The sequence below is a fragment of the Streptomyces sp. SAS_270 genome, from assembly GCF_052543295.1.
Genome location: NZ_JBMNDS010000038.1, coordinates 26,835 through 50,860, shown reverse-complemented (window position 1 = coordinate 50,860; position 24,026 = coordinate 26,835). Strand labels below are relative to the sequence as shown.

The 24,026-nt window shown below is 70.4% G+C and carries 20 protein-coding genes and 1 pseudogene; 13 read left to right on the top strand and 8 right to left on the bottom strand.

All coding sequences use genetic code 11. The annotated features are described in order from the left end of the window. Positions 1–44: 44 nt before the first annotated feature. On the bottom strand, positions 45–1,073 hold the full coding sequence (locus tag ACN6LB_RS24270) for a LacI family DNA-binding transcriptional regulator (protein WP_356136919.1): 1,029 nt from the start codon (positions 1,071–1,073) through the stop codon (positions 45–47). A 220-nt stretch (positions 1,074–1,293) separates the two neighbouring features. Between ACN6LB_RS24270 and ACN6LB_RS24265 the strand changes: the two genes are divergently transcribed. The 10 genes from ACN6LB_RS24265 to ACN6LB_RS24220 all read left to right on the top strand — a co-directional run bounded on the left by ACN6LB_RS24265 (position 1,294) and on the right by ACN6LB_RS24220 (position 11,647). Continuing rightward, a complete protein-coding gene (locus tag ACN6LB_RS24265; protein ID WP_445027760.1) occupies positions 1,294–2,607 on the top strand; it encodes an ABC transporter substrate-binding protein in 1,314 nt (437 codons plus the stop codon). Between the two features lie 78 nt (positions 2,608–2,685). Next, positions 2,686–3,648, top strand: a complete 963-nt coding sequence (locus ACN6LB_RS24260) for a carbohydrate ABC transporter permease (RefSeq protein WP_445027759.1) — start codon at positions 2,686–2,688, stop codon at positions 3,646–3,648. A gap of 29 nt (positions 3,649–3,677) precedes the next feature. Further along, the gene (locus ACN6LB_RS24255) at positions 3,678–4,499 is read left to right on the top strand and encodes a carbohydrate ABC transporter permease (RefSeq protein WP_356136925.1); all 822 of its coding nucleotides are present in this window, start codon (positions 3,678–3,680) and stop codon (positions 4,497–4,499) included. 60 nt (positions 4,500–4,559) lie between these two features. Then, a complete protein-coding gene (locus ACN6LB_RS24250) occupies positions 4,560–6,509 on the top strand; it encodes a glycoside hydrolase family 127 protein (RefSeq protein ID WP_445027758.1) in 1,950 nt (649 codons plus the stop codon). A gap of 61 nt (positions 6,510–6,570) precedes the next feature. Further along, positions 6,571–7,245: an alpha/beta fold hydrolase gene (locus ACN6LB_RS24245; RefSeq protein ID WP_445027757.1), complete on the top strand. Its 675-nt coding sequence runs from the start codon at positions 6,571–6,573 to the stop codon at positions 7,243–7,245. A 193-nt stretch (positions 7,246–7,438) separates the two neighbouring features. Beyond that, positions 7,439–8,176 carry a flavodoxin family protein gene (locus tag ACN6LB_RS24240; RefSeq protein ID WP_356136931.1) on the top strand — a complete coding sequence of 246 codons (738 nt, stop codon included), beginning with the start codon at positions 7,439–7,441 and terminating at the stop codon, positions 8,174–8,176. A gap of 129 nt (positions 8,177–8,305) precedes the next feature. After that, positions 8,306–9,196 carry a TIGR03620 family F420-dependent LLM class oxidoreductase gene (locus tag ACN6LB_RS24235; protein WP_445027756.1) on the top strand — a complete coding sequence of 297 codons (891 nt, stop codon included), beginning with the start codon at positions 8,306–8,308 and terminating at the stop codon, positions 9,194–9,196. An 85-nt stretch (positions 9,197–9,281) separates the two neighbouring features. Beyond that, positions 9,282–9,614 (top strand): ArsR/SmtB family transcription factor, encoded by a 333-nt coding sequence (locus ACN6LB_RS24230; RefSeq protein WP_356136935.1) that lies wholly within the window; start codon positions 9,282–9,284, stop codon positions 9,612–9,614. Positions 9,615–9,690: 76 nt separating this feature from the next. Then, complete coding sequence (locus tag ACN6LB_RS24225) at positions 9,691–10,716, top strand: enoyl-CoA hydratase/isomerase family protein (protein ID WP_445027755.1); 1,026 nt, start codon at positions 9,691–9,693, stop codon at positions 10,714–10,716. 133 nt (positions 10,717–10,849) lie between these two features. Continuing rightward, positions 10,850–11,647 (top strand): SGNH/GDSL hydrolase family protein, encoded by a 798-nt coding sequence (locus tag ACN6LB_RS24220; RefSeq protein ID WP_445027754.1) that lies wholly within the window; start codon positions 10,850–10,852, stop codon positions 11,645–11,647. Between the two features lie 35 nt (positions 11,648–11,682). Here the strand turns inward: ACN6LB_RS24220 and ACN6LB_RS24215 are convergent, their stop codons facing one another. After that, positions 11,683–12,717: a PucR family transcriptional regulator gene (locus ACN6LB_RS24215; protein WP_445027753.1), complete on the bottom strand. Its 1,035-nt coding sequence runs from the start codon at positions 12,715–12,717 to the stop codon at positions 11,683–11,685. Positions 12,718–12,834: 117 nt separating this feature from the next. On the opposite strand from ACN6LB_RS24215, the gene ACN6LB_RS24210 reads away from it, so the two are divergent. Further along, on the top strand, positions 12,835–13,731 hold the full coding sequence (locus ACN6LB_RS24210; RefSeq protein WP_445027752.1) for an alpha/beta hydrolase: 897 nt from the start codon (positions 12,835–12,837) through the stop codon (positions 13,729–13,731). Between the two features lie 64 nt (positions 13,732–13,795). On the opposite strand, the gene ACN6LB_RS24205 is transcribed toward ACN6LB_RS24210, so the two are convergent. From ACN6LB_RS24205 to ACN6LB_RS24195, 3 genes are all read right to left on the bottom strand, one after another. Next, the gene (locus ACN6LB_RS24205) at positions 13,796–14,995 is read right to left on the bottom strand and encodes an FAD-dependent oxidoreductase (RefSeq protein ID WP_445027751.1); all 1,200 of its coding nucleotides are present in this window, start codon (positions 14,993–14,995) and stop codon (positions 13,796–13,798) included. Positions 14,996–15,099: 104 nt separating this feature from the next. Beyond that, positions 15,100–15,627 (bottom strand): NUDIX hydrolase family protein, encoded by a 528-nt coding sequence (locus ACN6LB_RS24200; protein WP_356136969.1) that lies wholly within the window; start codon positions 15,625–15,627, stop codon positions 15,100–15,102. An 88-nt stretch (positions 15,628–15,715) separates the two neighbouring features. After that, positions 15,716–16,735, bottom strand: a complete 1,020-nt coding sequence (locus tag ACN6LB_RS24195; protein ID WP_445027750.1) for an LLM class flavin-dependent oxidoreductase — start codon at positions 16,733–16,735, stop codon at positions 15,716–15,718. A 572-nt stretch (positions 16,736–17,307) separates the two neighbouring features. Here ACN6LB_RS24195 and ACN6LB_RS24190 point away from each other — a divergent pair. Beyond that, a pseudogene (locus ACN6LB_RS24190) lies at positions 17,308–17,541 on the top strand (ATP-binding cassette domain-containing protein); the annotation flags it as partial. 969 nt (positions 17,542–18,510) lie between these two features. Here the strand turns inward: ACN6LB_RS24190 and ACN6LB_RS24185 are convergent. After that, on the bottom strand, positions 18,511–20,730 hold the full coding sequence (locus tag ACN6LB_RS24185; RefSeq protein WP_445027749.1) for an NADP-dependent isocitrate dehydrogenase: 2,220 nt from the start codon (positions 20,728–20,730) through the stop codon (positions 18,511–18,513). A gap of 153 nt (positions 20,731–20,883) precedes the next feature. On the opposite strand from ACN6LB_RS24185, the gene ACN6LB_RS24180 reads away from it, so the two are divergent. After that, the gene (locus ACN6LB_RS24180; RefSeq protein WP_445027748.1) at positions 20,884–21,912 is read left to right on the top strand and encodes a hypothetical protein; all 1,029 of its coding nucleotides are present in this window, start codon (positions 20,884–20,886) and stop codon (positions 21,910–21,912) included. Between the two features lie 3 nt (positions 21,913–21,915). Here ACN6LB_RS24180 and ACN6LB_RS24175 read toward each other — a convergent pair whose 3' ends face one another. Together ACN6LB_RS24175 and ACN6LB_RS24170 are read right to left on the bottom strand one after the other, a co-directional pair. Then, positions 21,916–23,019 carry a mechanosensitive ion channel family protein gene (locus tag ACN6LB_RS24175; RefSeq protein WP_356136955.1) on the bottom strand — a complete coding sequence of 368 codons (1,104 nt, stop codon included), beginning with the start codon at positions 23,017–23,019 and terminating at the stop codon, positions 21,916–21,918. A 207-nt stretch (positions 23,020–23,226) separates the two neighbouring features. After that, entirely contained in the window at positions 23,227–23,991 is a 765-nt protein-coding gene (locus ACN6LB_RS24170; RefSeq protein ID WP_356136957.1) for a crotonase/enoyl-CoA hydratase family protein, read from the bottom strand. Between the last annotated feature and the right edge of the window lie 35 nt (positions 23,992–24,026).

Below are 24,026 nucleotides of genomic sequence, written 5' to 3'. Positions count from 1 at the left end.
TGTCAAGAGGGGTGGCTGAGGCCCGAGTTGGCCGACGCACGGTTTCAGGACAACGGCGCCGTGGATCCTCTGATCTCCAGACGGCACGGCAGGGTCTCGACCCCCGAGCGGTGCGCTCCCGAGATCGCGGTGAACAGGGCGTGCGCGGCCGCGCGGCCGACCTGTTCGAGGTTCATGTCGACGCTGGTCAGCGGCGGGCGAGAGCCGGACGTCAGGACCTGCCAGTTGTCGAAGCCCATGACCGCCACGTCCTCCGGCACCCGGTGGCCGCGCTCGCGCAGGACCTCGATGACGCCACGGGCGATCTGATCGCTGCCGCACAGGACGGCGTCGACATCGGCGTGCCGGTCGAGCAGCAGTGCGGTGGCCGCCCGCCCCCAGCCCTCAGACCAGGCTCCGAACCGCGGTTCGCCGACCAGGGTGAGACCGGCGTCGGCGAGCGCGTCCCGTACCCCCTCGGTCCGTTCGTGCGCCGCGAGGTAGCCGGGGTCGCCGGTGATGTGCGCGATCCGGGTACGGCCGCAGGCGAGCAGGTGATTCACCGCCATCCGGCCTGCGTCGACGTTGTCCGGGACGATGGACAGGTCCGCCGGATCGTCCGACGGCGCGTACGCGTAGACGACGGGCACGGGCAGCTCGCGGCCCAGGGACGGCCGGGGATCGGTCCGGCTGCCCACCACGATGAGACCGTCGACGCGGCGCCCGAGCAGCGCACGGACGTGGTGCTGCTCGCGGATCGCGTCGCCGCGGGCGTCGCACAGGAAGACCGCCACCTCGCCCGCGCCGAAGGCGTCCTCCGCGCCCATGAGGATCGGGATGCTGAACCGGCCCTCCAGGTCGCTGGTGAGCAGACCGACGGTGCCTGTCCGCCCGGCCAGCAGGCCGCGGGCCACCTGATTGGGCCGGAACGACAGCCGCTCGGCGGCCTCGACCACCCGCTGCCGGGTCTCGGCACGCACCTGGCTGCGTCCGTTGAGGGCCTTGGAGGCGGTCGCGATGGACACGCCTGCCAGCCGTGCGACGTCGCTGAGCGTGGTGGGTTGCGAACGAGAGGGGCCGGTGGCCTGTGCCATGGGTGTCTCCTGTGTCGCCGTCGCGTACGTAAACCGTACGCGAGTTGTTTCGGTCGAGGTGGGTCCACGGAGTTTCCGTGTCTTGCGTCTGTGCCTCTGCAGCTGGTCTCTGCAAGGGGATTGACGGGCAATCAGTCGGGTTCTAGTTTTCAGAAAGCCTTTTCGGTTCATTTCTGCACCAGAGCTCGTCGTGGACGTTCGTCGCAGAGGGGGAATCGCCATGGGGACCACAGCCGGACCACGTGGAACCGTACGCCGTTCGGTCGCCGGTGCGATCGCGTTGCTCGCCGCCGCGAGCCTGATCACGGCGTGCGGGTCGGGGGAGGGCGGCTCGGGCGGGAGCGGCGGCGGAAAGGCGGACGCCAAAGGTGTCGACGACGGCACCAAGTTGACGATGTGGACGCGTGCGGCGACCCGGCCGCAGAGCGAGGCGCTGGTCAAGGCGTACAACGCGAGCCACAAGAACCAGGTGAAGCTGACCGTCATCCCCACCGACGACTACCAGGCCAAGGTCGGCGCGGCCGCCGGATCCAAGGATCTTCCCGACCTCTTCGCCTCCGACGTCGTGTTCGTCCCCAACTACACCTCCAGCCACCTCTTCGCCGATCTCACCGCACGCATCGACGCCCTGCCCTTCGCCGACCACCTGGCCCAGTCGCACATCAAGGCCGGTACGTACGAGGGCAAGAAGTACGTCGTGCCGCACACCCTCGATCTCTCGGTGCTCTTCTACAACAAGGCGCTCTACCGGCGCGCGAAGCTCGACCCCGAGAAGCCGCCCACCACCCTGGCCGAGTGGGACCGGCAGGCGCGAGCCGTGGACGCGCTGGGCGGCGGCGTCGACGGCACCTTCTTCGGCGGCAACTGCGGTGGTTGCGGCGTCTTCACCTGGTGGCCGTCCATCTGGGCCGCGGGCGACGAGGTGCTGAACAAGGACGGAACCGAGGCGAAGCTCGACTCGGACACCGCGAAGAAGGTCTACGAGACCTACCGGGGGTGGGTCCGCGACGGCATCGTCGCCCCCGGCGCGCGCGACGAGACCGGCACGACCTGGACCGGCGTCTTCCCGAAGGGGAAGGTCGGCGTCATGCCCATGCCGTCGACCACCCTGGGTCTGATGCCCAAGGGCCTCGACCTCGGCGTCGCACCCATTCCCGGCCCCGACGGCGGCAAGTCCACCTTCGTCGGCGGGGACGCCGTCGGTGTCTCCGCCACCAGCAGGTCACTCGACCAGGCCTGGAACTTCCTCGCCTGGTCGCTGGGCGACAACGCACAGGTCGAGGTGGTCGCCGCGCACAAGGACGTGGTGGCACGCACCGACCTCGCGTCCAACAAGTACTCCAAGGCGGACCCCCGGCTGGTCACGATCAACCAACTAGTTGCGGACGGCCGCACGCCGTACGCGCTGAAGTTCGGCCAGACGTTCAACGACCCCAACGGGCCCTGGCTGACCATGATGCGCGACGCCGTCTTCGGCAACGGATCGTCCGTCGAGAAGGACAACAAGGCGGTCAGCGACTCGCTCGCCGACTGAAAGGCACCGCACCGCGGCACACCCTGAAGGCACGCACTCCCGCACGCCCCCTCCCACGTCACCCGGCAGAGGAGAGCCATGCAGGTGAAGGCAGCCGACCCGGCGGCCTCCGCGACCCGGACCCGGCCGGAAGGCCGGTTCCGCCCACCCCGCACCACCGCGCCCAGGTGGCGATCCCGCAGGGTCCAGGGTCTCGGCTACGCGGCCCCCACCGCCGTGTTCGTCGCCGTATTCTTCCTGCTCCCGCTGCTGCTCGTCGGGCAGATGTCACTCAGCGACTGGCCGCTGCTCGTCGGGAACCAGGGCGGCAACACGCCCGAGAACTACACCGACGTCACCGACAACCCCCTGTTCTGGCCGGCCGTCCGCTTCACCCTCCTCTACACCGTGATCGTCACGGTGATCCTCCTCGGCCTTGCGCTCCTCCTCGCCCTGCTGGTGCAGGAGTCCCGCCCCGGCGCGGGCTTCTTCCGCACGGTCTACTTCCTGCCCGGCGCCCTGGGACTGGCCTCCGCCTCCCTGCTGTTCTGGGGCCTGTACAGCCCCACCACCGGACCGCTCAGCCGCGTACTGGAGAAACTCGGCGTCACCGGCGACCCGGTGTCCTTCCTCGGCACACCGAACTCCGCCCTGCTGTCGACGGTGTTCCTCGTCGTCTGGAAGTTCGCCGGCTTCTACATGCTGATCCTGCTCGTGGGCCTTCAGCGCATCCCCCACGAGGTGTACGAGGCGGCGCGGATGGACGGCGCGAGCCGCGGCCAGATCTTCCGCTCCATCACGCTGCCGCTGCTGAGGCCGTCCCTCGCCCTGTCCCTGCTGCTGTGCGTGACCGGATCGCTGCTCGCGTTCGACCAGTTCTTCGTGCTCACCAAGGGCGGACCGGACAACAGCACCGTCACCGTCGTGCAGTTGGTCTACCGCGAGGCGTTCCAACGGCTGAACCTCGGCACCGCGGCGGCCCTCTCGATCATCGTGCTGGCCGCGCTGCTCCTGCTCAACGTCCTCCAGTTCCGCGGCCTGCGCCGCGCCGACGAATCATGACCCGTCCCACCCGGAGAAGGGAGACCCCGGTGCTCACCCGCGCCCTCGGCAGGACACCGCACTATGTCGTCGCCGGAGGTCTGGCCGTCATCTTCCTCTTCCCTCTGGTGTGGAACGCCTGGGCATCGGTCAGCGCACAGCCCGGCACCGCACAGGAGTCCGGCTACGGGTTCGGCAACTACCGGACGCTGCTCGACTACGACGCGGGCCTGTGGCGCTACCTGCTCAACAGCACCCTCGTCTCGGCACTCACCGTCGCCGTGACCCTCGCGGTGTCGCTGCTGGGCGGCTACGCCTTCGCCCGCTTCGACTTCCCGGGCAAGAACCTGCTGTTCCTGTTGACGCTGGCCATCCTGATGGTCCCGTACGCCACGCTGCTCATTCCGCTCTACGTGCTGCTCGGCAGGCTGCACCTGCAGAACTCGCTGGTCGGGCTGAGTCTCGTACTGGCCATGTTCCAACTGCCGTTCGCCACCTTCATGATGCGGATCTCCTTCGAGGCGGTGCCGCGTGAACTGGAGGAGTCGGCACTCGTCGACGGCTGCGGCACGGCGGGCGCGCTGCGCCGGATCCTCCTTCCGTCGGTGCGACCCGGCCTGATCACCGTGGGGCTCTTCGCCTTCCTCGCGGCCTGGAACGACTTCATCGCACCGCTGATCCTCATCTCCGACAGCGAGAAGGCGCCGCTGCCGCTGGCCGTCGCGAACCTGCGGCAGCAGAGCATGGGCGCCGTCGACTACGGGGCCACCGAGGCGGGCGTGGTGGTCCTCGCCGTGCCCTGTCTCCTCGTCTTCCTGCTGCTGCAACGGCACTACGTACGGGGGTTCATGTCGGGCGCGCTCAAGGGCTGAGCCGCCAGTGCCGGATGACCCAGACGGACAACCGGAAGGACGAACCGAAGGCATGAAGTGGTGAAGGAGAACAAGGAGAACGCGAAGGGGTCACCCGCCCTGCCGGTGGCGCCGGCCCGAGGCCGACTGCGGCCACTGGGCCTCGACGAGGTCAGGATCACCGGAGGCTTCTGGGCCCGGCGCCGGGAGACCAACACGACCGCGATACTCGGGCACTGCCGCGACTGGATGGAACGCGTCGGCTGGATCGGCAACTTCCGGGCCGCCGTCGAGGGGCGCATCGAACAGGACCGGCGCGGCCGGGAGTTCGCCGACTCCGACGTCTACAAGCTGCTCGAAGCCATGAGCTGGGCGGCCGGCGACGGTGCCGACCCCGCCCTCGACGCACAGATCGCCGCCATCACCGACACCATCGCCCCGGCCCAGGAGACGGACGGCTACCTCAACACCGCCTTCGGCAGGCCCGGCCAGCAGCCCCGTTACAGCGACCTCGAATGGGGTCACGAACTGTACTGCTACGGCCACTTGATCCAGGCGGGCGTGGCCCAGGCCAGGGCTCGGGGTGAGGGCGAGCTCACGAAGGTCGCCCGGCGGGCCGCCGACCACGTGTGCGCCACGTTCGGACCGGGCGGCATCGAGGGCGTCTGCGGACACCCGGAGATCGAGACGGCCCTGGTCGAACTGGCCAGGCTGACAGGCGAACAGCGCTACCTCGACCAGGCCGCCCTCTTCGTCGAGCGCCGCGGACACGGCACGCTCGCCGACATCGAGTTCGGCCGCGCCTACTACCAGGACGACGTACCCGTGCGGGACGCCACCGTCCTGCGCGGCCACGCCGTCCGCGCCCTCTACCTCGCGGCGGGCGCCGTCGACGTGGCCGTGGAGACCGGGGACGACGCCCTCCTCGCCGCGGTCGTACGGCAGTGGGACGCCGCGGTCGCCCGGCGGACGTACCTGACCGGCGGCATGGGCTCGCACCACCGCGACGAGTCCTTCGGCGACGACTTCGTCCTGCCGCCCGACCGCGCCTACTCGGAGACGTGCGCCGGCGTCGCCTCCGTGATGCTCAGCTGGCGGCTGCTCCTGGCCACCGGCGAGCCGCGCTTCGCCGACCTCGCCGAGCGAACCCTGTTCAACGTCGTCGCGACCTCCCCGTCCGAGGACGGCCGAAGCTTCTTCTACGCCAACACCCTGCACCGCCGCCGTAGGGGCGCCGTCCCCCCGGCGGACAGTGACAGCCCGCGCGCCGAGTCGAGCCTGCGCGCACCCTGGTTCGCGGTGTCCTGCTGCCCGACCAACGTGGCGCGGACCCTGGCCCTGCTGCCCGCGTATCTGGCGACGGCGGACGACAACGGCGTCCAACTGCACCAGTACGCCGACGCGGAGATCTCCACCACCCTCGCGAACGGCGACGGCGTCGCCCTGCGCGTCCGCACCGACTACCCGTCCGGCGGGTCGGTGACCGTACGGATCGCCCGGTCCCCGGACCGCCCGTGGACCCTTTCGCTGCGCGTCCCCGCCTGGACGGACGGTGCCACCGCGTGGCTGGTCGATGCGGACGGGGTACGCCGTGCCGTCGCGCCGGGCACGGCCGCGGTCACCCGGGTCTTCCGGCCCGGCGACGAGATCCGGCTCGAACTGCCCATGGCACCTCGCTGGATCGAGCCCGACCCCCGCATCGACTCCGTACGAGGATCGGTGGCCGTCCAGCGCGGTCCGCTGGTGTACTGCGCCGAGTCCGTCGACCTGCCGGGCGGACACGAGGTCGACGCCGTGCGGGTGGATCCGTCCACCGAACCGCAGGACGGACCGGACGACACAGTCGTGGCGCCCGGTGAGCTGACCGTCCCGCGCGACCCGGACGACGCGGCCTGGCCCTACCGGCCGCCCGGCCGAGCCGCCGCGCCCGCCACCGACCGGACGGGCATCGTCCTCGTTCCCTACCACTCCTGGGCCAATCGCGGACCCTCGACGATGCGCGTATGGCTGCCGACCACGTACACACCGTGACCGATGACTTTCGCCGCTCCCGACGGTCCTAGTGTTCAGAGACCGAAACGGAGGGACGAGAATGAGCAGGTTCGTCTTGATTCCCGGAGCCGGTGGCGCGGCCTGGTTCTGGCACCGTGTGGTGCCCGAGTTGCAGGTCAGGGGGCACGAGGCGGTCGCCGTCGAGCTGCCCGGCGCCGACGAGTCCGCGGGGCTGCCCGAGTACGCCGACGAGGTGGTCGCCGCGATCGGCGATCACGAGGACGTCGTCGTGGTGGCCCAGTCCATGGGTGGCTTCACCGCCCCGATGGCCTGCGCCCGCACGTCGGTCGGTCTGCTGGTGCTGGTCAACGCGATGGTCCCGCTGCCGGGCGAGACCCCCGGGGAGTGGTGGGGCAACACCGGTTCGGAGGCGGCGCGCCTCACGGCGGCCGAAGCAGGGGGGTATCCGACGGAGTTCGACCTGGACACCTACTTCCTGCACGACGTGCCGGATGACGTCGCCGCCGCCGGCGCGGCCCACGAGGGGCCCGAGGCGGACGTCGCGTTCGGTCAGCCCTGTGCCGTCGAACGCTGGCCGGACGTCCCGACACGCGTGATCGCCGCCACCGGGGACCGGTTCTTCCCCGTGGAGTTCCAGCGCCGGGTCGCCCATGACCGCCTCGGCGTCGATGCCGACGAGGTCCCCGGCGGCCACCTGGCAGCGCTGTCGTACCCCGTCGAGCTCGTCGACCGGCTGCTCAAGTATCTGGACTGACAAGGGACTGCCGTCGGCCCTCACATCGGGCCTCACATCGGGCCTGCTTCGGGGCTGCCATCAGGACCGAAGAGCCGCATACCGGTGCGTCGGAAGGGGACAGTCCGCGATCCGTGCGAGACGCTGCCGTCGGAGCGGCGCGTGAACACCGCCGCCCGAGCCTCGGTACGCCGTCTCAGCAAGGGATTCCGACATGGCAGCCTCGCCCGTCCCGTCCGCCGACGCCACCTACCGCTTCGACGACCTGCGCGCCCTCTTCATCAACTGCACGCTCAAGCCGTCTCCGCAGCTCAGCCACACACAGGGGCTCCTCGACAAGAGCCGGGCCATCATGGACGGCCAAGGGGTCACGACGGACGTCGTACGCGCCGTGGACCACGACATCGCGCCGGGCGTCTACCCGGACATGACCGAGCACGGATTCGCCACCGACGCCTGGCCCGCACTGTACGAGCAGGTGATGGCGGCCGACATCCTGGTGCTCGCCGGGCCCATCTGGCTGGGCGACAACAGCTCGGTGACCAAGCTCGTCATCGAGCGGCTCTACGCCGGCTCGGGAACGCTCAACTCCGCGGGCCAGTACGCCTATTACGGACGAGTGGGCGGCTGTCTGATCACCGGCAACGAGGACGGCGTGAAGCACTGTGCCATGAACATCCTCTACAGCCTCCAGCACCTCGGCTACACGATCCCCCCGCAGGCCGACGCCGGCTGGATCGGCCCGGCGGGACCGGGACCGTCGTACCTCGACCCGGGATCGGGCGGCCCGGAGAACGACTTCACCAATCGCAACACCACGTTCATGACCTGGAACCTCATGCACCTGGCCGCCATGCTCAAGCACGCCAAGGGCATCCCGGCCCACGGCAACCAGCGCTCCGAGTGGGATGCCGGCTGCCGCTTCGACGCACCGAATCCCGACTACCGCTGAGCGGTCGGGCGGTCGGGCGGTCGGGCAGTCCGTCGGGTGTTCGGTGGATCGGCGATCGCAACATATCGCATCGTAATTCTGCGATACTTCGATATGTTGTACTCGATCGCCGACACGAGGAGTGGTTCGATGGGCAGCATTGACGGTCTGGAACTCGGAACGTTCGGGGTCTACACCTTCGACTTCGAGGTCCAACCGGCGGCGCGGATACGCGAGTCGGCTCAGGAGCTCGAGGAGCAGGGCTGGCGGGCCCTGTGGATCCCCGAGCTCCTCGGCCGCGAGGCGTTCACGCACGCCGGATACCTGCTGTCCTGTACCGATCAGATGCGGGTGATCAACGGCATCGCCCAGATCTGGTCACGGGGAGCCCAGTGGGCCCACGGCGCCGGCCTCCTGCTGGCCGACGCCTACCCCGACCGGCATGTGCTCGGTCTGGGATTCAGCGGCGGGCAGGGGCCGGGGATCAAGCCCCTGGCCGCCATGAGCGCCTATCTCGACGAGATGGACGCGCTCCGGACGCCCAACCCCCTGCCGAAGGCTCCGATGCGCCGCATCATGGCCGCGTACGGGCCCAAAATGCTTGAGCTGGCCGGCCGACGCACCGCCGGCGCGCAGACCTACCACGTCAACGTGGCGCATACGGCGCAGGCGCGGGAGATCCTCGGGCCGGACGCGTTCCTCGGTGTCGAGCACGCGGTGCTGTTCGAGTCCGACCCCGGCAGGGCCCGGGCCATCGCGCGGGAACACCTGCACACCTACCTGAACTCCCCTTACAACATCGCGAAGTTCCGTCGCCTCGGCTACTCGGAGGAGGAGATCGCCGGGGCCGGCGACCGCATCGTCGACGACCTCGTGTTCTGGGGCGATCTGGACACCATCGTCGAGAAGCTCCGCGCCCACGTCGAGGCGGGGGCCGATCACGTCGCGGTGCAGGTGATCGGGATCGGGCCGGGCGAGTCCGCGATGCCGTACTGGCGCATGCTCGGTGAGGCGCTTCTGCCCGGAGCCGGCAGCGCCTGATCTGCGGTGCTGTGGAGAGCCGGTGCGCGAAACCGCCCGTATCGAGATTTTACGAATCATCGGTAGGTGGCTCTACCCTGGGCGCATGGCGGACACTGCGACCTCACCGGACCCCGAGCTGGTCGACGCGTTGCGCGCGTTGGCGAACCCCATGCGGTTGCAGATGCTGCTGTGGCTCCGCGAACCCGAACGCCACTTCCCGGCCGAGGAAGCGATCGCCGACCCGGTGGAGGTGGGGGTGTGCGTAAGCCATCTCCAGGCCAAGACGGGGCTCGCCCAGTCGACGGTGTCGGCGTACATGGCCGAGCTGCAGCGAGCAGGGCTGGTGCGGTCGACGCGCGTGGGCAAGTGGACGCACTACAAGCGTGACGAGCAGCGCATCGCCCAGTTGGTCGCCACGCTCGGGCGGACGCTGTAGAGCGGCCTGACTTTCCCTGTCCGGCATCCCCACGACCGAAACGTGCGTGAACGACATCTCCATGACTGGCAGCCCCATGACCGAAACCGATCCGCCGGCGCCGGACGAGATCCTCGCCGACATCCACCAGGGTGTCGGCAGGATCCTGCTCAACCGGCCCAAGGCCCTCAACGCCCTGACCACGTCCATGGTCGCCGCCATCGACGACGTCCTGAGCGCCTGGGAACGTACGCCGCTCAAGGCCGTGGTGCTGGCCGCCACGAACCCGAAGGCCTTCTGCGCAGGTGGGGACATCCGCGCGATTCGGGAGAACAGCCTCGCGGGCGACGCCGAGGCCAGCGAGAGGTTCTTCGCCACCGAGTACCGGCTCAACGCCCGGATCGCCGAGTACCCGGTCCCGATCGTGTCCTTGATCGACGGTCTCTGCATGGGCGGTGGCCTCGGCCTGTCCGTGCACGGCGGCTTCCGCGTCGTCACCGAGAACGCGGTGCTGGCGATGCCCGAGACCGCCATCGGTTTCTTCCCCGACATCGGCGCGAGCTACTTCCTGCCGCGGCTTCCCGGCGCCATCGGCATGTACCTGGGGCTGACCGGGCACCGGCTCGACGCGGCCGACGCCCTGTACGCCGGGCTGGCCACCCACTTCATCCCCGCGGACCGGCTCGGCACGGTCATGGATGCCCTGGCCGACAACCAAGGCGTCCCGATCGGCACCCTCCTCAGCGGTCTCAGCGGTCCGCCCCCGGTCGGGAGCGGCGGCCTGGCGAAGGTGCGCGGCGAGCTCGACCACGTCTTCGGCGCCGCCACCCTCACCGAGATCAGGGAACGCCTGCACCGTCTGGACAGCGCATGGGCGGCCGCGACGCGGGACGTCCTCGACGCCGTCTCCCCGCAGAGCCTGGAGATCACCCATGACCTGCTGACGGCGGGCAGGCGGCGCACACTGCGCCAGTGCCTCGACGCCGAACTCCGGCTCACTCGCACCACCATCCGCACGCCGGACTTCCTGGAGGGAGTCCGCGCGGCTCTGGTCGACAAGGACCGCACCCCGAAGTGGCAACGCGCACCCTGGGCCGAGGGAGCGAGCAGCTCTGCCGTGTGAACGGCGACTGCCATCCGGGACCCGCCTGCTATATTCAACAATGCGACTAGGTCATTAGTTGTGCATGAGCTTGTCGGTCGGCCTTTGGGCTGGTCGGACGTCGCGTAGGTGAGGACGAAAGGCGGTGGTCCCGATGTCCGTCGACGGGTACCTGCGGTACGTCGCCCTGGGCGACAGTCAGACGGAAGGGCTCGGGGACGGCGACGACGTCCGGGGCCTGCGCGGGTGGGCGGACCGGCTCGCCGAGCGGATCGCGACGGACAGCCCACGCGTCCGGTACGCCAATCTCGCCGTACGGGGACGCACGGCCGGGCAGGTGTACGCCGAACAGCTCGGCCCCGCCCTGGAGTTGCGGCCCGACCTCGTCACGGTCGTCGCCGGTGTCAACGACCTGCTGCGGCCGCGCTTCGACGCGGACGAGGTGGCCGGTCACCTGGAGGCGATGTTCGCCGCGCTCACCGCCGAGGGCACCCGCGTCGCCACGCTCACCTTCCCCGACGTCGCCCGGATCACCCCGCTGGCCAAGCCGATCAGTGCCCGCGTCCTGACACTCAACGCCCGTATCCGGGAGGCGGGCCGGCGGCACGGCGTCGTGGTGGCCGAGACCTCCCACTACCCGGTCGTGACCGACCCCCGGCTGTGGAGCCCCGACCGGCTGCACGCGAGCCCACTGGGCCACGAGCGCATCGCGGCCGCTGTGGCCCACGCCCTCGAACTGCCCGGCAGCGACGACAGTTGGACAAAGCCCTTGCCCGCCTCCCTCGACACCCCTTCGCTCTGGCGGTCCACCCGAGCCGAACTGCGCTGGGCCGGCGCCTTCCTGGGCCCCTGGCTCGCCCGGCGGCTGCGCGGCCGGTCCTCCGGCGACGGCCGACTGGCCAAGCGGCCCACTCTGCTTCCGGTGACCGAGCCGGCCGGGAAGTCCTCCTGAAGTTACGGCGTCTGACGTTCGCCCTTCGCCGTTCGTCAGTCGTCGAGGAGATGCCACGCGGTGAGGGCGAGCCTGGCACGTAACAGGCTTGTGGGGTCGGTGAGTTCGATGCCCAGGACCCTCGTGATCTGTTCGAGTCGACGGGCGACGCTGCTGTGGTGCAGGTGGAGCAGGTCGGCGGCCCGGCGCAGGGAGCCGGTGGCGCAGTAGGTGTCCAGCGTCTCCAGGTCTTCGGGGTTGCCGGCGATTCGGGCGATGGCGGCCACGTCGGCGTTGTCACGCAGGGCGTCCTTGGACACCTGGGCGAGCAGTGCCAACGCCCCCAAGTCGTCGTGGTGGACGACCGGTCGGCGCGGGGTGGCGAAGCGGAGCGCCGTGCGCGCCTGCTGCCACGACCGGTCGGGGCTCTCGGCGGCGCCGATGCCCGCGTGCACGTCCGCCGGAAGCCGGGCGGCGTCGACGGTGGTCGCCAGGATGACGCCCACGTCGGCCAGGGAAGCCGCCTTCACCGGCCGGGCCGGGCAGACCAGGCTGCCGAGCTGGTCGAGCGGAAGCCGCGCACGTACGGCGACGACCCGGACCGGCAGGTCGGCGGCGAACCCCAGGAGCCGCAACGCCCGGGCTCTCGCCGCCTCGTCGCTGTCCGGGCTGATCGCCAGTTCCACGAGGGCAGGGTCGGCCATGGTGGTCCGCGCGGGGCCGTACCGCTCGACAGCCGCCGCGGTGGCGATGGCGAGCCGGTCGAGCAGCACCTCGTCGAGCGCGTTCGGCGGGCCGGGGCGTTCCAGCCACACCCTGCCGATCTCCTCCTCGTCGAGGGTGATCGGCGCGGTGGTGGACGCGGGGGAGGGCGGGGTGGACGCGTGTCTGCCGTCGGGCGAGACGCGGATCACCCGCCCGGCGCCGTGGAGTTGAACCCCGGCAACGCACTCGGCCAGTCCCGCCGAGGCCCGCGCGAGCCCGGGGAGGTCCACCCGTCGGCGCATCAGGGTGTCGTAGAAGGCGATGATGCGGATCGCGCCGTCGACGTACGAATCCAGTCCTGACAGCCGTACGGTCAGTGCCTCCATGCCAGGAGGATAGAGCCCCCTGACGGGGAGACGAGGCGCCGATCGGTGCGCGATCCGTGCGGGATACCCGACAGTTGGCGGATGATCCCGGGGCGGTCGGCGGTGAGGATGGCCGACATGGATCCCGAACTCGAACCCTTCATCCCGTTGCTCCCCCGTACCGACCTGAGTGACCCGGTCGCCCACCGCAAGGTCTACGTCGAGCTGGCCGCCGCGAGGCCGGCACCGGACAGCGCGGGACTGGTCGTGGAGGACCGCATGGTCCCGGCCGATCGGGACGTGCCGATACGGGTCTACCGCCCGCACCAGGCCCAAGCCGCCGTCATCTGGCTGCACGGCGGCGGATGGGTCGTCGGTGACCTGGACACGGAGCAACATTGGGCCGTCCCGATCGCACGCCTCTCGGGCGCGGTCGTGATCACCGTCGACTTCCGCCTGGCGCCCGAACACCGGTTCCCGGCCGCCCTGGACGACACCTACGCCGTGCTGACCTGGGTGCACAAGAACGCCGCCGAGCTCGGCATCGACCCGGCCCGGATCGCGGTCGCGGGCCACAGCGCCGGCGCGAACCTCGCGGCCGCCGCGGCACTGCGGTCCCGCGACGAGCAGGGGCCCCCGATCTGCTTCCAGCTCCTCAACGAAGCCATCCTCGACGACCGGCAGCAGACGTGGTCGGCGCGGAACTTCACGGAGACGCCCTGGAACAACCGCGCGGTACGCGCCGCGGCGTGGGCGCACTACCTGGGCACTCAGCCCGCCACGACGTACGCCGCACCGGCGCGGGCCGACAACCTCTCCGGCCTCCCGCCGGCCTACATCGCCACCGCGGAGTTCGACCCGAACCGTGACGAAGGCATCGACTACGCACTGCGCCTCCTCCAGGCGGGCGTCTCGGTCGAACTGCACCAGTGGCCCGGCACCTTCCACGGATCGCTGGCGATCCAGTCCGCCGACGTCTCGCAGCGCCAACTCGCCGAACTCGGCGCCGTCCTGCGCCGCGCTCTGGCCGAGTGAGCTCACTGCGGGCGGCCATATGGTCAGCCGCGGAGTCGACCGCCACCACAACGGATGGTCGGAGCTAGCCGAGGTCCGGCTGCCGGGAGGTGGCCCAGATGTCGGAGTCCCAGTCCAGGAGTCGGATCAGCTCGTCCTCCCCGGGCCGGGGCGCGGGTGCTGCCTGGCCGGGGGACGGGCGGGGTGGTGGGTTGCCGCCGCTGCGGGAGATCGTTCCACTGGCGGTGATGTTGTGCTCCACGCGCGGGCGGCGGAGGGTCTCGTAGAGCGACAGTGCGCTCACCGTGTCGGGTGCGTCCCGCAGGCATTTCGCCAGTACGACGGCGTCCTCCAGCGCCATGGAGGCGCCCTGTCCGGTGGCGGGGGAGGCGGCGTGCGCCGCGTCGCCGATGAGCAGGGTCCGACCGGAGCGCCAGGGGGTGCCGAGCGGCATTTCGGTGGCGTTGGTGACCAGGATCCGGTCGTCCGTGGCGGCGACGATGTCCGCGGCGGGGGTCGCGTCCTTGCGCAGTAGCGGCAGGAGCAGATCCTGCCAGTGGGCGGGCGTGCCCTGCGCTGTCTCGTCGGCGGCCAGTGCCTCGCCTGAGACGCGCGCGAACCAGTACGTCTCGCCCTCGGGGGACACCGTGCAGCCGAAGGCGGCCCCGCTGCCCCGCACCATGGTGATGCACGCCGAATCGGTCCGCGTGGTCAGGGGAGCGCGGGTGGTGTAGCCGTAGAAGACGTACTGCCCCGCGTAGCCGGGCCGGGCGGTGGGGGCGATGCTCCGGCGGACGGTGGAGTTCAGTCCGTCGGCGCCGATGAGCAGGTCACCGGTCGCGCTGCTGCCGTCGGTGAAGTGCGCGGTGACGGTGTCCGGACCGTCCTCGACGGAGGCGAGCCGGGCGCCGTGCCGGATACGGATGCCGCGGTGCTCCGCCTCCCTCTGCAGCGCGGTGTTCAGCTCACCGCGGCGCAGGCACCGGTACTGGAGAAGTGGGTCGCCCGCCTCGCCGAGCGGCACCTGCGCCAACTCCGCGCCCGAGGCGTCGAGGACCCGCATCGCGGCGAGCGGAAAACCGGTCGCCGTGACAGCGGTGGAGGCGTCGACCTGCGCCAGCGCACGCATGCCGTTGCTCGCGAGCGTGAGGAACGCGCCGATGTCCTCGGCCGAGTCGGGATGCGCCTCGTACACGGCGACGTCGAACCCCGCCTTGTGCAGGGCCAGAGCCGCCGCGGTCCCGGCCGTCCCGCCGCCGACGATCACTGTGCGCCGTACGTCCACTCCGCCACTCCGCTCGTCCGCGTACGGCCCCCTCCGCCGCACCTGCACTTGATCGAACGCCTGCGAGGCGGCGGTGGTTCCGGTCGGACCCGGTCAGGTCCTGTTCAGGACAGGCAGCCCACGTGGGCGAGGGCCTGCTTGAGGAGGACACCCTGGCCGCCCGGCATGTCGTTGAACACCAGCTCCGACGACGCCTCCTGGGGGGTGAACCAGACCAGGTCGAGGGCGTCCTGCCGGGGTCGGCAGTCGCCGGACACGGGGACGATGTAGGCGAGGGACACGGCGTGCTGGCGGGGGTCGTGGAACGGTGTGACGCCCTGTGTCGGGAAGTACTCGGCAACGGTGAAGGGCTGAAGGGCAGCCGGGACCCTGGGCAGCGCCACCGGGCCGAGGTCCTTCTCCAGGTTGCGCAGCAGGGCGTCCCGGACCCGCTCGTGGTGCAGGACCCGCCCGGAGACGAGCGCGCGGCTGACCGTTCCGTCCGGCCCGATACGCAGCAGCAGCCCGATGTGGGTGACTTCGCCGCTGTCGTCGACGCGCACCGGCACGGCCTCGACGTACAGGATCGGCATGCGCTCGCGCGCCAGTTCGAGTTCATCGGAACTCAGCCAGCCGGGCGTGGTTTCGGTCATGTCAGACATTGGTTGATCATACTTTCAACACCTCTTGCTGTGCGCGTATCTCTCCGGGGCATGTCGCCCGACGGAGTGCGGTCCACGGTCAGGCGGCGGGCTGCCAGCCCAGCGCCGGACCGAGCTTCGTCGCGATGTCCGTGAGGATCTGGATGTAGTCCTCGTGGTCGAAGGTGAAGGGGAGCGCGAACGCGACCTCGTCGATCTCGCGGAACGCTGCGTGCGCGTACAACTGCTCGGCGATCTGCGCCGAGGTGCCGACCAGATCCGGCGCGAACATCATGCGCGCCGGACCCTGCGGAGCGGCCGTGCGCGGCATCCGCTGCGCCGCGTAGGCCTCGTACTTCGCGCGCTGCTCCGCCGACGCGCTGTCGGTGGGGATGACGACGAGTCCCTGGGAGACGCGGGCACGGTCGCCGTCGGGGTGGCCGGCGCGAAAGGCGCGGACGTGCGACAGCTGTATCTCGGCGAAGTCCTCCGACTCCTCCGCCTTCACGACGCTGCTGGTCAGCAGGTTCATTCCGTGCTCGCCGGCCCACCGGGCGGAGCGCAGGCTGCCGCCGCCGTACCACATACGGCGGCCCAGGCCGGGGGAGTGCGGCTGCACCCGGTCCGAGAACACTTCGAAGCCCTCGACGCCGCTGAAGTCACTGGCCGGCTTGCCGCGCACGAAGTCCAGCAGCCGCTGCACCCGCTCGTAGCCGAAGTCCTCGGCGTCGGCGGTGTCCGGGTAGATCGCGTGCTTGAGCTGCTCGTAGTGCATCGGCGGGCCGACGCTGATGCCGGGATTGAGACGGCCCCCGGACAGTACGTCGACCGTGGCCAGGTCCTCCGCCAGCCGGAGCGGGTTCTCCCAGCCCAGAGGGGTGACCGCGGTGCCGAGTTCGATGCGGCTGGTGCGCTGCGAGGCCGCGGCGAGGACGGCGACGGGGGAGGAGATGCCGTACTGCAGATGACGGTGGCGCAGCCAGGCGCTGTCGAAGCCCAACCGCTCGCCCAACTCGATGATTTCGAGGGTCGACTCGTGGCCGCGGCGCGGGTCGTCCCCGTCGAACAGCCCGATGGTCAGAAAGCCGAGTTTCCGCAGGGGTTGTGAGGTCGGCGGCACAGGGCTCCTCCATCGTTCGCGGCATGCTCTGCCGTACGCCAGCGCCGTGGTCTCGGAGCGCTGTCCTGTCTGGACCGTACACGTATCACCAGTTGGACGAGCGTTGGCATCGATCACGGCCGCTGACTTGCTTACGCACCAAGAACGAGGCCCCAGGGGCCGGAACAGTGACGGTGACGGCGATGTACGCAGCTTCGAGGACGGGCGCAAGGCGCCCCCGCGGCTGCGATGTCCTGTGCGCCGACCGCTGCGTCGATCTGCTCCGAGTCGGCAGCCCCCTGTGTACCGGGTGTACCGCCGCGGGCCGTGCCCGTTGTCACGGCTGACCGCAACTGCCGCTCCTTGAAGGCATTCTGACTCGTTCCCGTGCGTCGCGTCGCGTCGCGCGGAGCGGTCGCCCGCTCCGCGCCGTCGTGCCGCGGCGTCGTGGAGTGCCCGGCCCGGGGTGGTCGATTCCGCTGGAGCCCTCCCATGAGTGAATCCTCTGGTGTCGCCGTGTCCCTCGGCACCCATGCCCCTGTCGAGGAGATACCCGACGCCGCGCCCCGGCCCCCGTCGGCGCAGCGCGTGCTGCCACCGCCTACCCAAGGCAGTTGTCCGGCGGACAGCAGCAACGGGTCGCCATCGCCCGGGCCTTGGCCCTGCGCCCCGGAGTCATCCTCTTCGACGAACCCGCCTCTGCACTCGACCCCGAACTGGTCGGCGAGGTGCCGGCCGTCATCAAGGACCTGGCCACCAGCGGCACCACCCTGGTCATCGTCACCCACGAGATCGGCTTCGCCCGCGAGGTCGCCGACCGGCTCGTAAGGGCACGACCCTCCGCGACCACCTGGGCCTCGACCAGCCCGGCGCCGTACGGCCGCAGGACCGCCAAGTGGCGTCCTGACACCGGCTGTTCGCGGGGCGGCCGTGCCGGGTCGTCCCGTGGGGGGCGGCGGAATCCCGTGAGCTTGTGTAATATCCAAATCAGGTACTCGGTCATTACCTGGAGGGATGTCCGGATGTGGGAGATCGCGCGGTCGTGGGTCGACGGATGGGCCGTCTCCCGGCGGACACCGAAGCCGGTGGACGTGCCGTGGGGACTGAGAATCGAGGTCGGGATGCCGACTCAGACGGTCCGTCACGTCCTGCTCGACAGCGACGTCGAGACCGCCCGTAGGCTCGTCGGCGGGATCACCGAGCCGGGCACGTGCATCAAGGCCTTTCTGGAACCGGACGTCATGGCGCCGTGGTTCTCGTCCGAGTGGGAGGCGACGGACCCCGGCTTTCTGATGGCCGTCGGCCTGCGTCCGTCCGTCGTGCGCGCGCCTGAGGGTTACACAGCCGCTGCCGAGACTGTCGACGATGTCACCTACGTACGCGTTCTGGCGGCCGACGGGGAGCTCGCCGCGCGCGGTCAGATCGGCCTGACAGGCGCCGCCTGCGTCTTCGACCAGATCATCACCGAAGAGGCTCACCAGCGCCTTGGTCTCGGGACGGTCGTGATGGGCACGCTCACCAACTCGGCCATCGAGAACGGTGTGGCCACCGGCATCCTGGGCGCGACCGTCCAAGGCCGGGCGCTCTACGAAACGCTCGACTGGAAAGTCCTCGCGCCGGTGACCGGCTTCATCCACAAGCCCGTCGCTCCCTGAGGCGGAACCCGGACTCGCGCGTTTTCCGCACGCCTGGTGAACAGGGCCATGTGACAGCCACGCAGATGGCCCCGCCGTTCCGAGGAACGGCGGGGCCACGTGGTGCGGTCGATCAACCCGGGGTCACCGGGGGAACGTGCGTCAGACGAGGGTCGCCAGCGACTCGTTCCAGGTGGCCGACGGGCGCATGACCGCCGCCGCCTTGGCGGGGTCCGGCTGGTAGTAGCCGCCGATCTCGGCGGGCTTGCCCTGGACGGCGAGGAGCTCGTCGACGATCGTCTGCTCCTGGGCGGAGAGCGTCTCGGCAAGCGGGGCGAACGCCTTGGCGAGGGCCGCGTCGTCCGTCTGCTGGGCCAGCTCCTGCGCCCAGTACAGGGACAGGAAGAAGTGGCTGCCGCGGTTGTCGATGCCGCCGACGCGGCGGGTCGGCGACTTGTCCTCGTTGAGGAAGGTCGCCGTCGCGCGGTCGAGGGTGTCGGCGAGGACCTGGGCGCGCGCGTTGCCGCGGGTCTGCGCGAGGTGCTCGAAGCTGGCCGCCAGGGCGAAGAACTCGCCGAGGCTGTCCCAGCGCAGGTAGTTCTCCTTGACGAGCTGCTGGACGTGCTTCGGCGCGGAGCCGCCGGCGCCCGTCTCGAACAGACCGCCGCCCGCCATCAGCGGGACGACCGACAGCATCTTGGCGCTGGTGCCCAGCTCCAGGATCGGGAAGAGGTCGGTCAGGTAGTCACGCAGCACGTTGCCGGTGACCGAGATCGTGTCCTGGCCCTTGCGGATGCGCTCCAGGGAGAACTTCGTCGCCTCGACCGGGGAGAGGATCTTGATGTCCAGGCCCTCGGTGTCGTGCTCCGGCAGGTACGCGTTGACCTTCTCGATGAGCTGCGCGTCGTGGGCGCGGGTCTCGTCCAGCCAGAACACGGCCGGGGCGCCGGTCGCGCGGGCGCGGGTGACGGCCAGCTTGACCCAGTCGCGGATCGGGGCGTCCTTGGCCTGGCAGGCGCGGAAGATGTCGCCCGGGGCGACAGCCTGCTCCAGGACCACGTTGCCGGCCTGGTCCACGAGGCGGACCGTGCCGGCGGCCGCGATCTCGAAGGTCTTGTCGTGGCTGCCGTACTCCTCGGCCTTCTGCGCCATGAGGCCGACGTTCGGGACGGAGCCCATGGTCGACGGGTCGAAGGCGCCGTTGGCGCGGCAGTCGTCGATGACGACCTGGTACACGCCGGAGTAGCTGCTGTCCGGGAGGACAGCGAGGGTGTCGGCCTCCTGGCCGTCCGGGCCCCACATGTGACCGGAGGTGCGGATCATCGCCGGCATGGAGGCGTCGACGATCACGTCGGAGGGGACGTGCAGGTTGGTGATGCCCTTGTCGGAGTCGACCATCGCCAGCTCCGGGCCCTCGGCGAGCTCGGCCTCGAAGGACGCCTTGATCGCGTCGCCCTCGGGCAGCGCCTCCAGGCCCTTGAGGATGCCGCCGAGACCGTCATTCGGGGACAGGCCGGCCGCGGCGAGCTTCTCCCCGTACGAGGCGAACGTCTTCGGGAAGAAGGCGCGCACGACATGGCCGAAGATGATCGGGTCGGAGACCTTCATCATCGTGGCCTTGAGGTGCACGGAGAAGAGCACGCCCTCGGCCTTCGCGCGGGCGATCTGCTCCTTGAGGAAGGTGTTCAGCGCCGCGACGTGCAGGACGGAGGCGTCCACGACCTCGCCCGCGAGGACCGGTACCGACTCACGCAGGACAGTGGTGGAGCCGTCCTCGCTCGCCAGCTCGATGCGCAGCGAACCGGCCTCGGAGATCACCGTGGACTTCTCGGTGGAGCGGAAGTCCTCCGCGCCCATGGTCGCGACGTTGGTCTTCGAGTCGGACGACCACTTGCCCATGCGGTGCGGGTGGGTCTTGGCGTAGTTCTTGACCGAGGCGGGGGCGCGACGGTCGGAGTTGCCCTCGCGCAGCACCGGGTTCACGGCGGAGCCCTTGACCTTGTCGTAGCGGGCGCGGATGTCGCGCTCCTCGTCCGACTTCGGCTCGTCCGGGTAGTCCGGAAGCGCGTAGCCCTGCGACTGCAGCTCGGTGATCGCGGCCTTCAGCTGCGGGACCGACGCCGAGACGTTCGGCAGCTTGATGATGTTCGCCTCGGGCGTCTTCGCCAGTTCGCCGAGCTCGGCGAGGGCGTCGGCGATGCGCTGGCCCTCCTCCAGGAACTCGGGGAAGAGGGCGATGATGCGCCCGGCCAGCGAGATGTCACGGGTTTCCACAGTGACACCCGCCTGCGAGGCGTACGCCTGGACCACCGGCAGGAACGAATACGTCGCCAGGGCCGGGGCCTCGTCAGTGTGCGTATAGATGATGGTCGAGTCAGTCACCGGGTGCTCCGCTCCACGTCTGCAACATTGCTCGACATCAAGATATCTCGTGAGTGCTCCCCACTCGACAGGGCCCTGCCCCCAGTGGGGGCGAAATGTGCCGGGGAGACCGTCATCGTCCGGCTCCGTGAGGCCACGGTTAGGGTGCACGCCATGATGTTCGGAAGCAGGGGGAAGGCGCGGTTTCTCGCCGCTGTCGAGGGCTTGGAGAGCGCCGTACGGGACCGGGACGCCAAGCGGTGCACGCGGGGGCTCAGGGAGATTCACCGGGCCTACGGGAAGGCCGGGGACCAGGAGATCGCGGAGGGCGGGGCCCGGCTGGCCGCGCTGCTGCCGGAGCTGCCCGACGGGCCGCGCGGCGGTCTCGCCGTGTTCGTGGGTGCGTGCGTCGAGCGGGGTGCCGATGCCCGGCGGTGCGCTCCCGCCGTGCTCGCGGGGCTGGCGCAGGCCCTCGAAGCAGCTGAGGAGTTCTGCGAGCGCTGGGCGGCGAGCGGGGGCGGGGACTTCCCGGAGCCCGATGACGGCGATCCGGGGCCGGGTGTCGTCGAGCGCGGCGGACACTGTGCCGCCTTCGGTTGGTGGACGCTGCCCCAGTGGGAGATGGCCGCAGCCGCGATGCTCAGCCACGTCGAGGTCCGCAAGGAACTCGACAGCATCGTGCGCGCCCGCCTGCTGCGGGACCTGCGCACGGTCACCGAGGCTTCCGGGCACGACTTCAAGTGCCTCGAACAGGTCCTCCTCGTACTCGACGACGAGCCCCTGGTCGCCCTGGACCGCTCCTCGGGCGCCGGTTACGCGCTGCGGATGACCGGCCTCGGCGACACCTTCCAGCTCCATACGCTGCTCGCCGACGTCCTGATCGGCGGCGGCCACCTGCCCGGCCAGGCGCCCTCCGCGCGAGAGGCGGCCGTCTGTCGTGACGCACCGGGCCAGGTCCCGACCACCGGATCGTTCAACCTCGTCGCCCCGGACGGGAGCTTGCTGTGGAACGAGGGGACACCCGCCGACATCCCGGTCGTCGACGGGGTCCGGCTGCTGGTCCTCGACCCGCCCCCGTACCGGCGGGGCTGGCCGGCCGGCCGCTTCTTCCCGAACATGCCCGGCGACCTGGTGCTGGAGCGGGTGCTCGGCGCGGAGGAGACGGCGCAGTGGTTCACGCAGGTGGCGCCCGCCAAGGGCTGAGGGTTACGGCAGCGGTGCGGTGCTCTGCTCCCTGTGGGGCTCCGTCCGGTGGGGTTCCCGCTGGTGCGGGATGGCCACCGACCCCTGCTGCAGGGCGACCGTACGCGCGGGTGCGGGAATGTGGATCCCCTCCTCGCGGTACCGCTTGTGCAGGCGCTTGATGAACTCGTGCTTGATCCGGTACTGGTCGCTGAACTCGCCCACGCCGAGGATGATCGTGAAGCCGATGCGGGAGTCGCCGAAGGTGTGGAAACGGATGGCGGGCTCGTGGTCGGGGACGGCGCCGGTGATCTCGGTCATCACCTCGGCGATGACCTCGGTGGTGACGCGCTCCACGTGGTCCAGGTCACTGTCGTAGCTGACGCCGGCCTGGACGAGGATGGTCAACTGCTGTTCCGGGCGGTTGTAGTTGGTCATGTTGGTGCCCGCCAACTGGCCGTTGGGGATGATGACCAGGTTGTTGGAGAGCTGTCGAACGGTCGTCTGCCGCCAGTTGATGTCGACGACGTAGCCCTCCTCGCCGCTGCTGAGGCGGATGTAGTCGCCGGGCTGGACGGTCTTCGAGGCGAGGATGTGGATACCGGCGAAGAGGTTCGCGAGGGTGTCCTGCAGGGCCAGCGCGACCGCGAGGCCGCCGACGCCCAGGGCGGTGAGCAGCGGGGCTATGGAGATGCCCAGCGTCTGCAGCATGACGAGGAAGCCCATCGCCAGCACCACGACCCGGGTGATGTTGACGAAGATGGTGGCCGACCCGGCGACGCCCGAGCGGGACTGTGTCACGGCCCGGACCAGACCGGTGATCACCCTGGCCGCGGTGATCGTCGCGACCAGGATCAGCAGGACGGTCAGGATCCGGTTGACGTTGCGTCCGACCGACGCGGTCAGCGGGAGCGCCGCGCCCGCCGCGGCGATCCCGCCGGCAACCGCCGCCCAGGGCACCAGGGTTCGCAGCGCGTCGACGATGACGTCGTCGCCGCTCCACCGGGTCCGGGTCGCGTGCTTGCCGAGCCACCGCAGCAGCGCGCGCAGCAGAAGGGCCGCCAGCAAGCCGGCCACCACCGCGATCCCGGCGATGACGAAGTCGTCCAGGGTGAGGTCCCGCTTCATCGCCCACCTCCAGCGGTGCGGAGGCGGGGGCCCGCCGCGGCCGACGGAGCGAGGTCCGCCTCGGACTGCCCCATCGGGCGCCGTATGTGATGTGTCGTCACCATGTCACCTGCTCGAATCCGGTATGCGCGATCTCGCCGGGAGCACGAGTTCGTCGTCCGGCGCGAAGGTTCATCCTGCCGCATGGCGAAGGGCTCGCCGACCGCGTCACAGCCCGCTGAACGAGCCGTGCCGGCCGGCGCCCGAGGCGAAGCGTGCGGCGCCCTCCAGGCTCTCGTCCAACGCCTCCATGCCGTAACGGAGTTCGCGACGCATCGCCAGGGTCTCGACCGCGCCTTCCTGGTCCAGGACGGAGGCGCGGTCGCCGCGGAGGCAGGCCTGCGGGAAGCCGGCGATGTCGGCGGCCAGTCGCTCGGCCTCGGTGCGGGCGCTGCCGGGCGGGACGATCCGGTTGGCCAGGCCCATTTCGTACGCCTCCGGGGCGGGGACCGGGCGGCCGGTGAGGATCATGTCCATCGCGCGGCTGGTGCCGATGAGCCGCGGCAGCCGTACCGTGCCGCCGTCGATGAGCGGTACGCCCCAGCGGCGGCAGAAGACCCCGAAGACCGCGTCCTCCTCGGCGACCCGCAGATCGCACCAGAGCGCCAGTTCCAGGCCCCCTGCCACGGCGTGCCCGGCGACCGCCGCGATCACCGGCTTGGACAGCCGCATGCGGGTGGGGCCCATCGGCCCGTCACCGTCCTCGGCGACCACGTTGCCGCGCTCGGTGCCGATCGCCTTGAGGTCCGCGCCCGCGCAGAAAGTACCGCCCTCGCCCCACAGCACCGCCACCCGGGCCGCGGTGTCGTCCTCGAACTCGCGGAAGGCGTCGGCGAGTTCGACGGCGGTGGGGCCGTCCACCGCGTTGCGGGCCTCTGGGCGGGACAGTACGACCGTGGTGACGTACCCCTGGCGTTCGATCCGGACCGGCATCGCGCTGTCTCCCTCTCCCGACCACTGCGACTGGC

Excerpts from the sequence above, each read along its gene's own strand:
- ACN6LB_RS24270 (WP_356136919.1), bottom strand. The coding sequence starts at position 1,073 with ATGGCACAGGCCACCGGCCCCTCTCGTTCGCAACCCACCACGCTCAGC.
- ACN6LB_RS24265 (WP_445027760.1), top strand. The coding sequence starts at position 1,294 with ATGGGGACCACAGCCGGACCACGTGGAACCGTACGCCGTTCGGTCGCC.
- ACN6LB_RS24260 (WP_445027759.1), top strand. The coding sequence starts at position 2,686 with ATGCAGGTGAAGGCAGCCGACCCGGCGGCCTCCGCGACCCGGACCCGG.
- ACN6LB_RS24245 (WP_445027757.1), top strand. The coding sequence starts at position 6,571 with ATGAGCAGGTTCGTCTTGATTCCCGGAGCCGGTGGCGCGGCCTGGTTC.
- ACN6LB_RS24240 (WP_356136931.1), top strand. The coding sequence starts at position 7,439 with ATGGCAGCCTCGCCCGTCCCGTCCGCCGACGCCACCTACCGCTTCGAC.
- ACN6LB_RS24235 (WP_445027756.1), top strand. The coding sequence starts at position 8,306 with ATGGGCAGCATTGACGGTCTGGAACTCGGAACGTTCGGGGTCTACACC.
- ACN6LB_RS24230 (WP_356136935.1), top strand. The coding sequence starts at position 9,282 with ATGGCGGACACTGCGACCTCACCGGACCCCGAGCTGGTCGACGCGTTG.
- ACN6LB_RS24225 (WP_445027755.1), top strand. The coding sequence starts at position 9,691 with ATGACCGAAACCGATCCGCCGGCGCCGGACGAGATCCTCGCCGACATC.
- ACN6LB_RS24220 (WP_445027754.1), top strand. The coding sequence starts at position 10,850 with ATGTCCGTCGACGGGTACCTGCGGTACGTCGCCCTGGGCGACAGTCAG.
- ACN6LB_RS24215 (WP_445027753.1), bottom strand. The coding sequence starts at position 12,717 with ATGGAGGCACTGACCGTACGGCTGTCAGGACTGGATTCGTACGTCGAC.
- ACN6LB_RS24210 (WP_445027752.1), top strand. The coding sequence starts at position 12,835 with ATGGATCCCGAACTCGAACCCTTCATCCCGTTGCTCCCCCGTACCGAC.
- ACN6LB_RS24200 (WP_356136969.1), bottom strand. The coding sequence starts at position 15,627 with ATGACCGAAACCACGCCCGGCTGGCTGAGTTCCGATGAACTCGAACTG.
- ACN6LB_RS24180 (WP_445027748.1), top strand. The coding sequence starts at position 20,884 with ATGATGTTCGGAAGCAGGGGGAAGGCGCGGTTTCTCGCCGCTGTCGAG.
- ACN6LB_RS24175 (WP_356136955.1), bottom strand. The coding sequence starts at position 23,019 with ATGAAGCGGGACCTCACCCTGGACGACTTCGTCATCGCCGGGATCGCG.
- ACN6LB_RS24170 (WP_356136957.1), bottom strand. The coding sequence starts at position 23,991 with ATGCCGGTCCGGATCGAACGCCAGGGGTACGTCACCACGGTCGTACTG.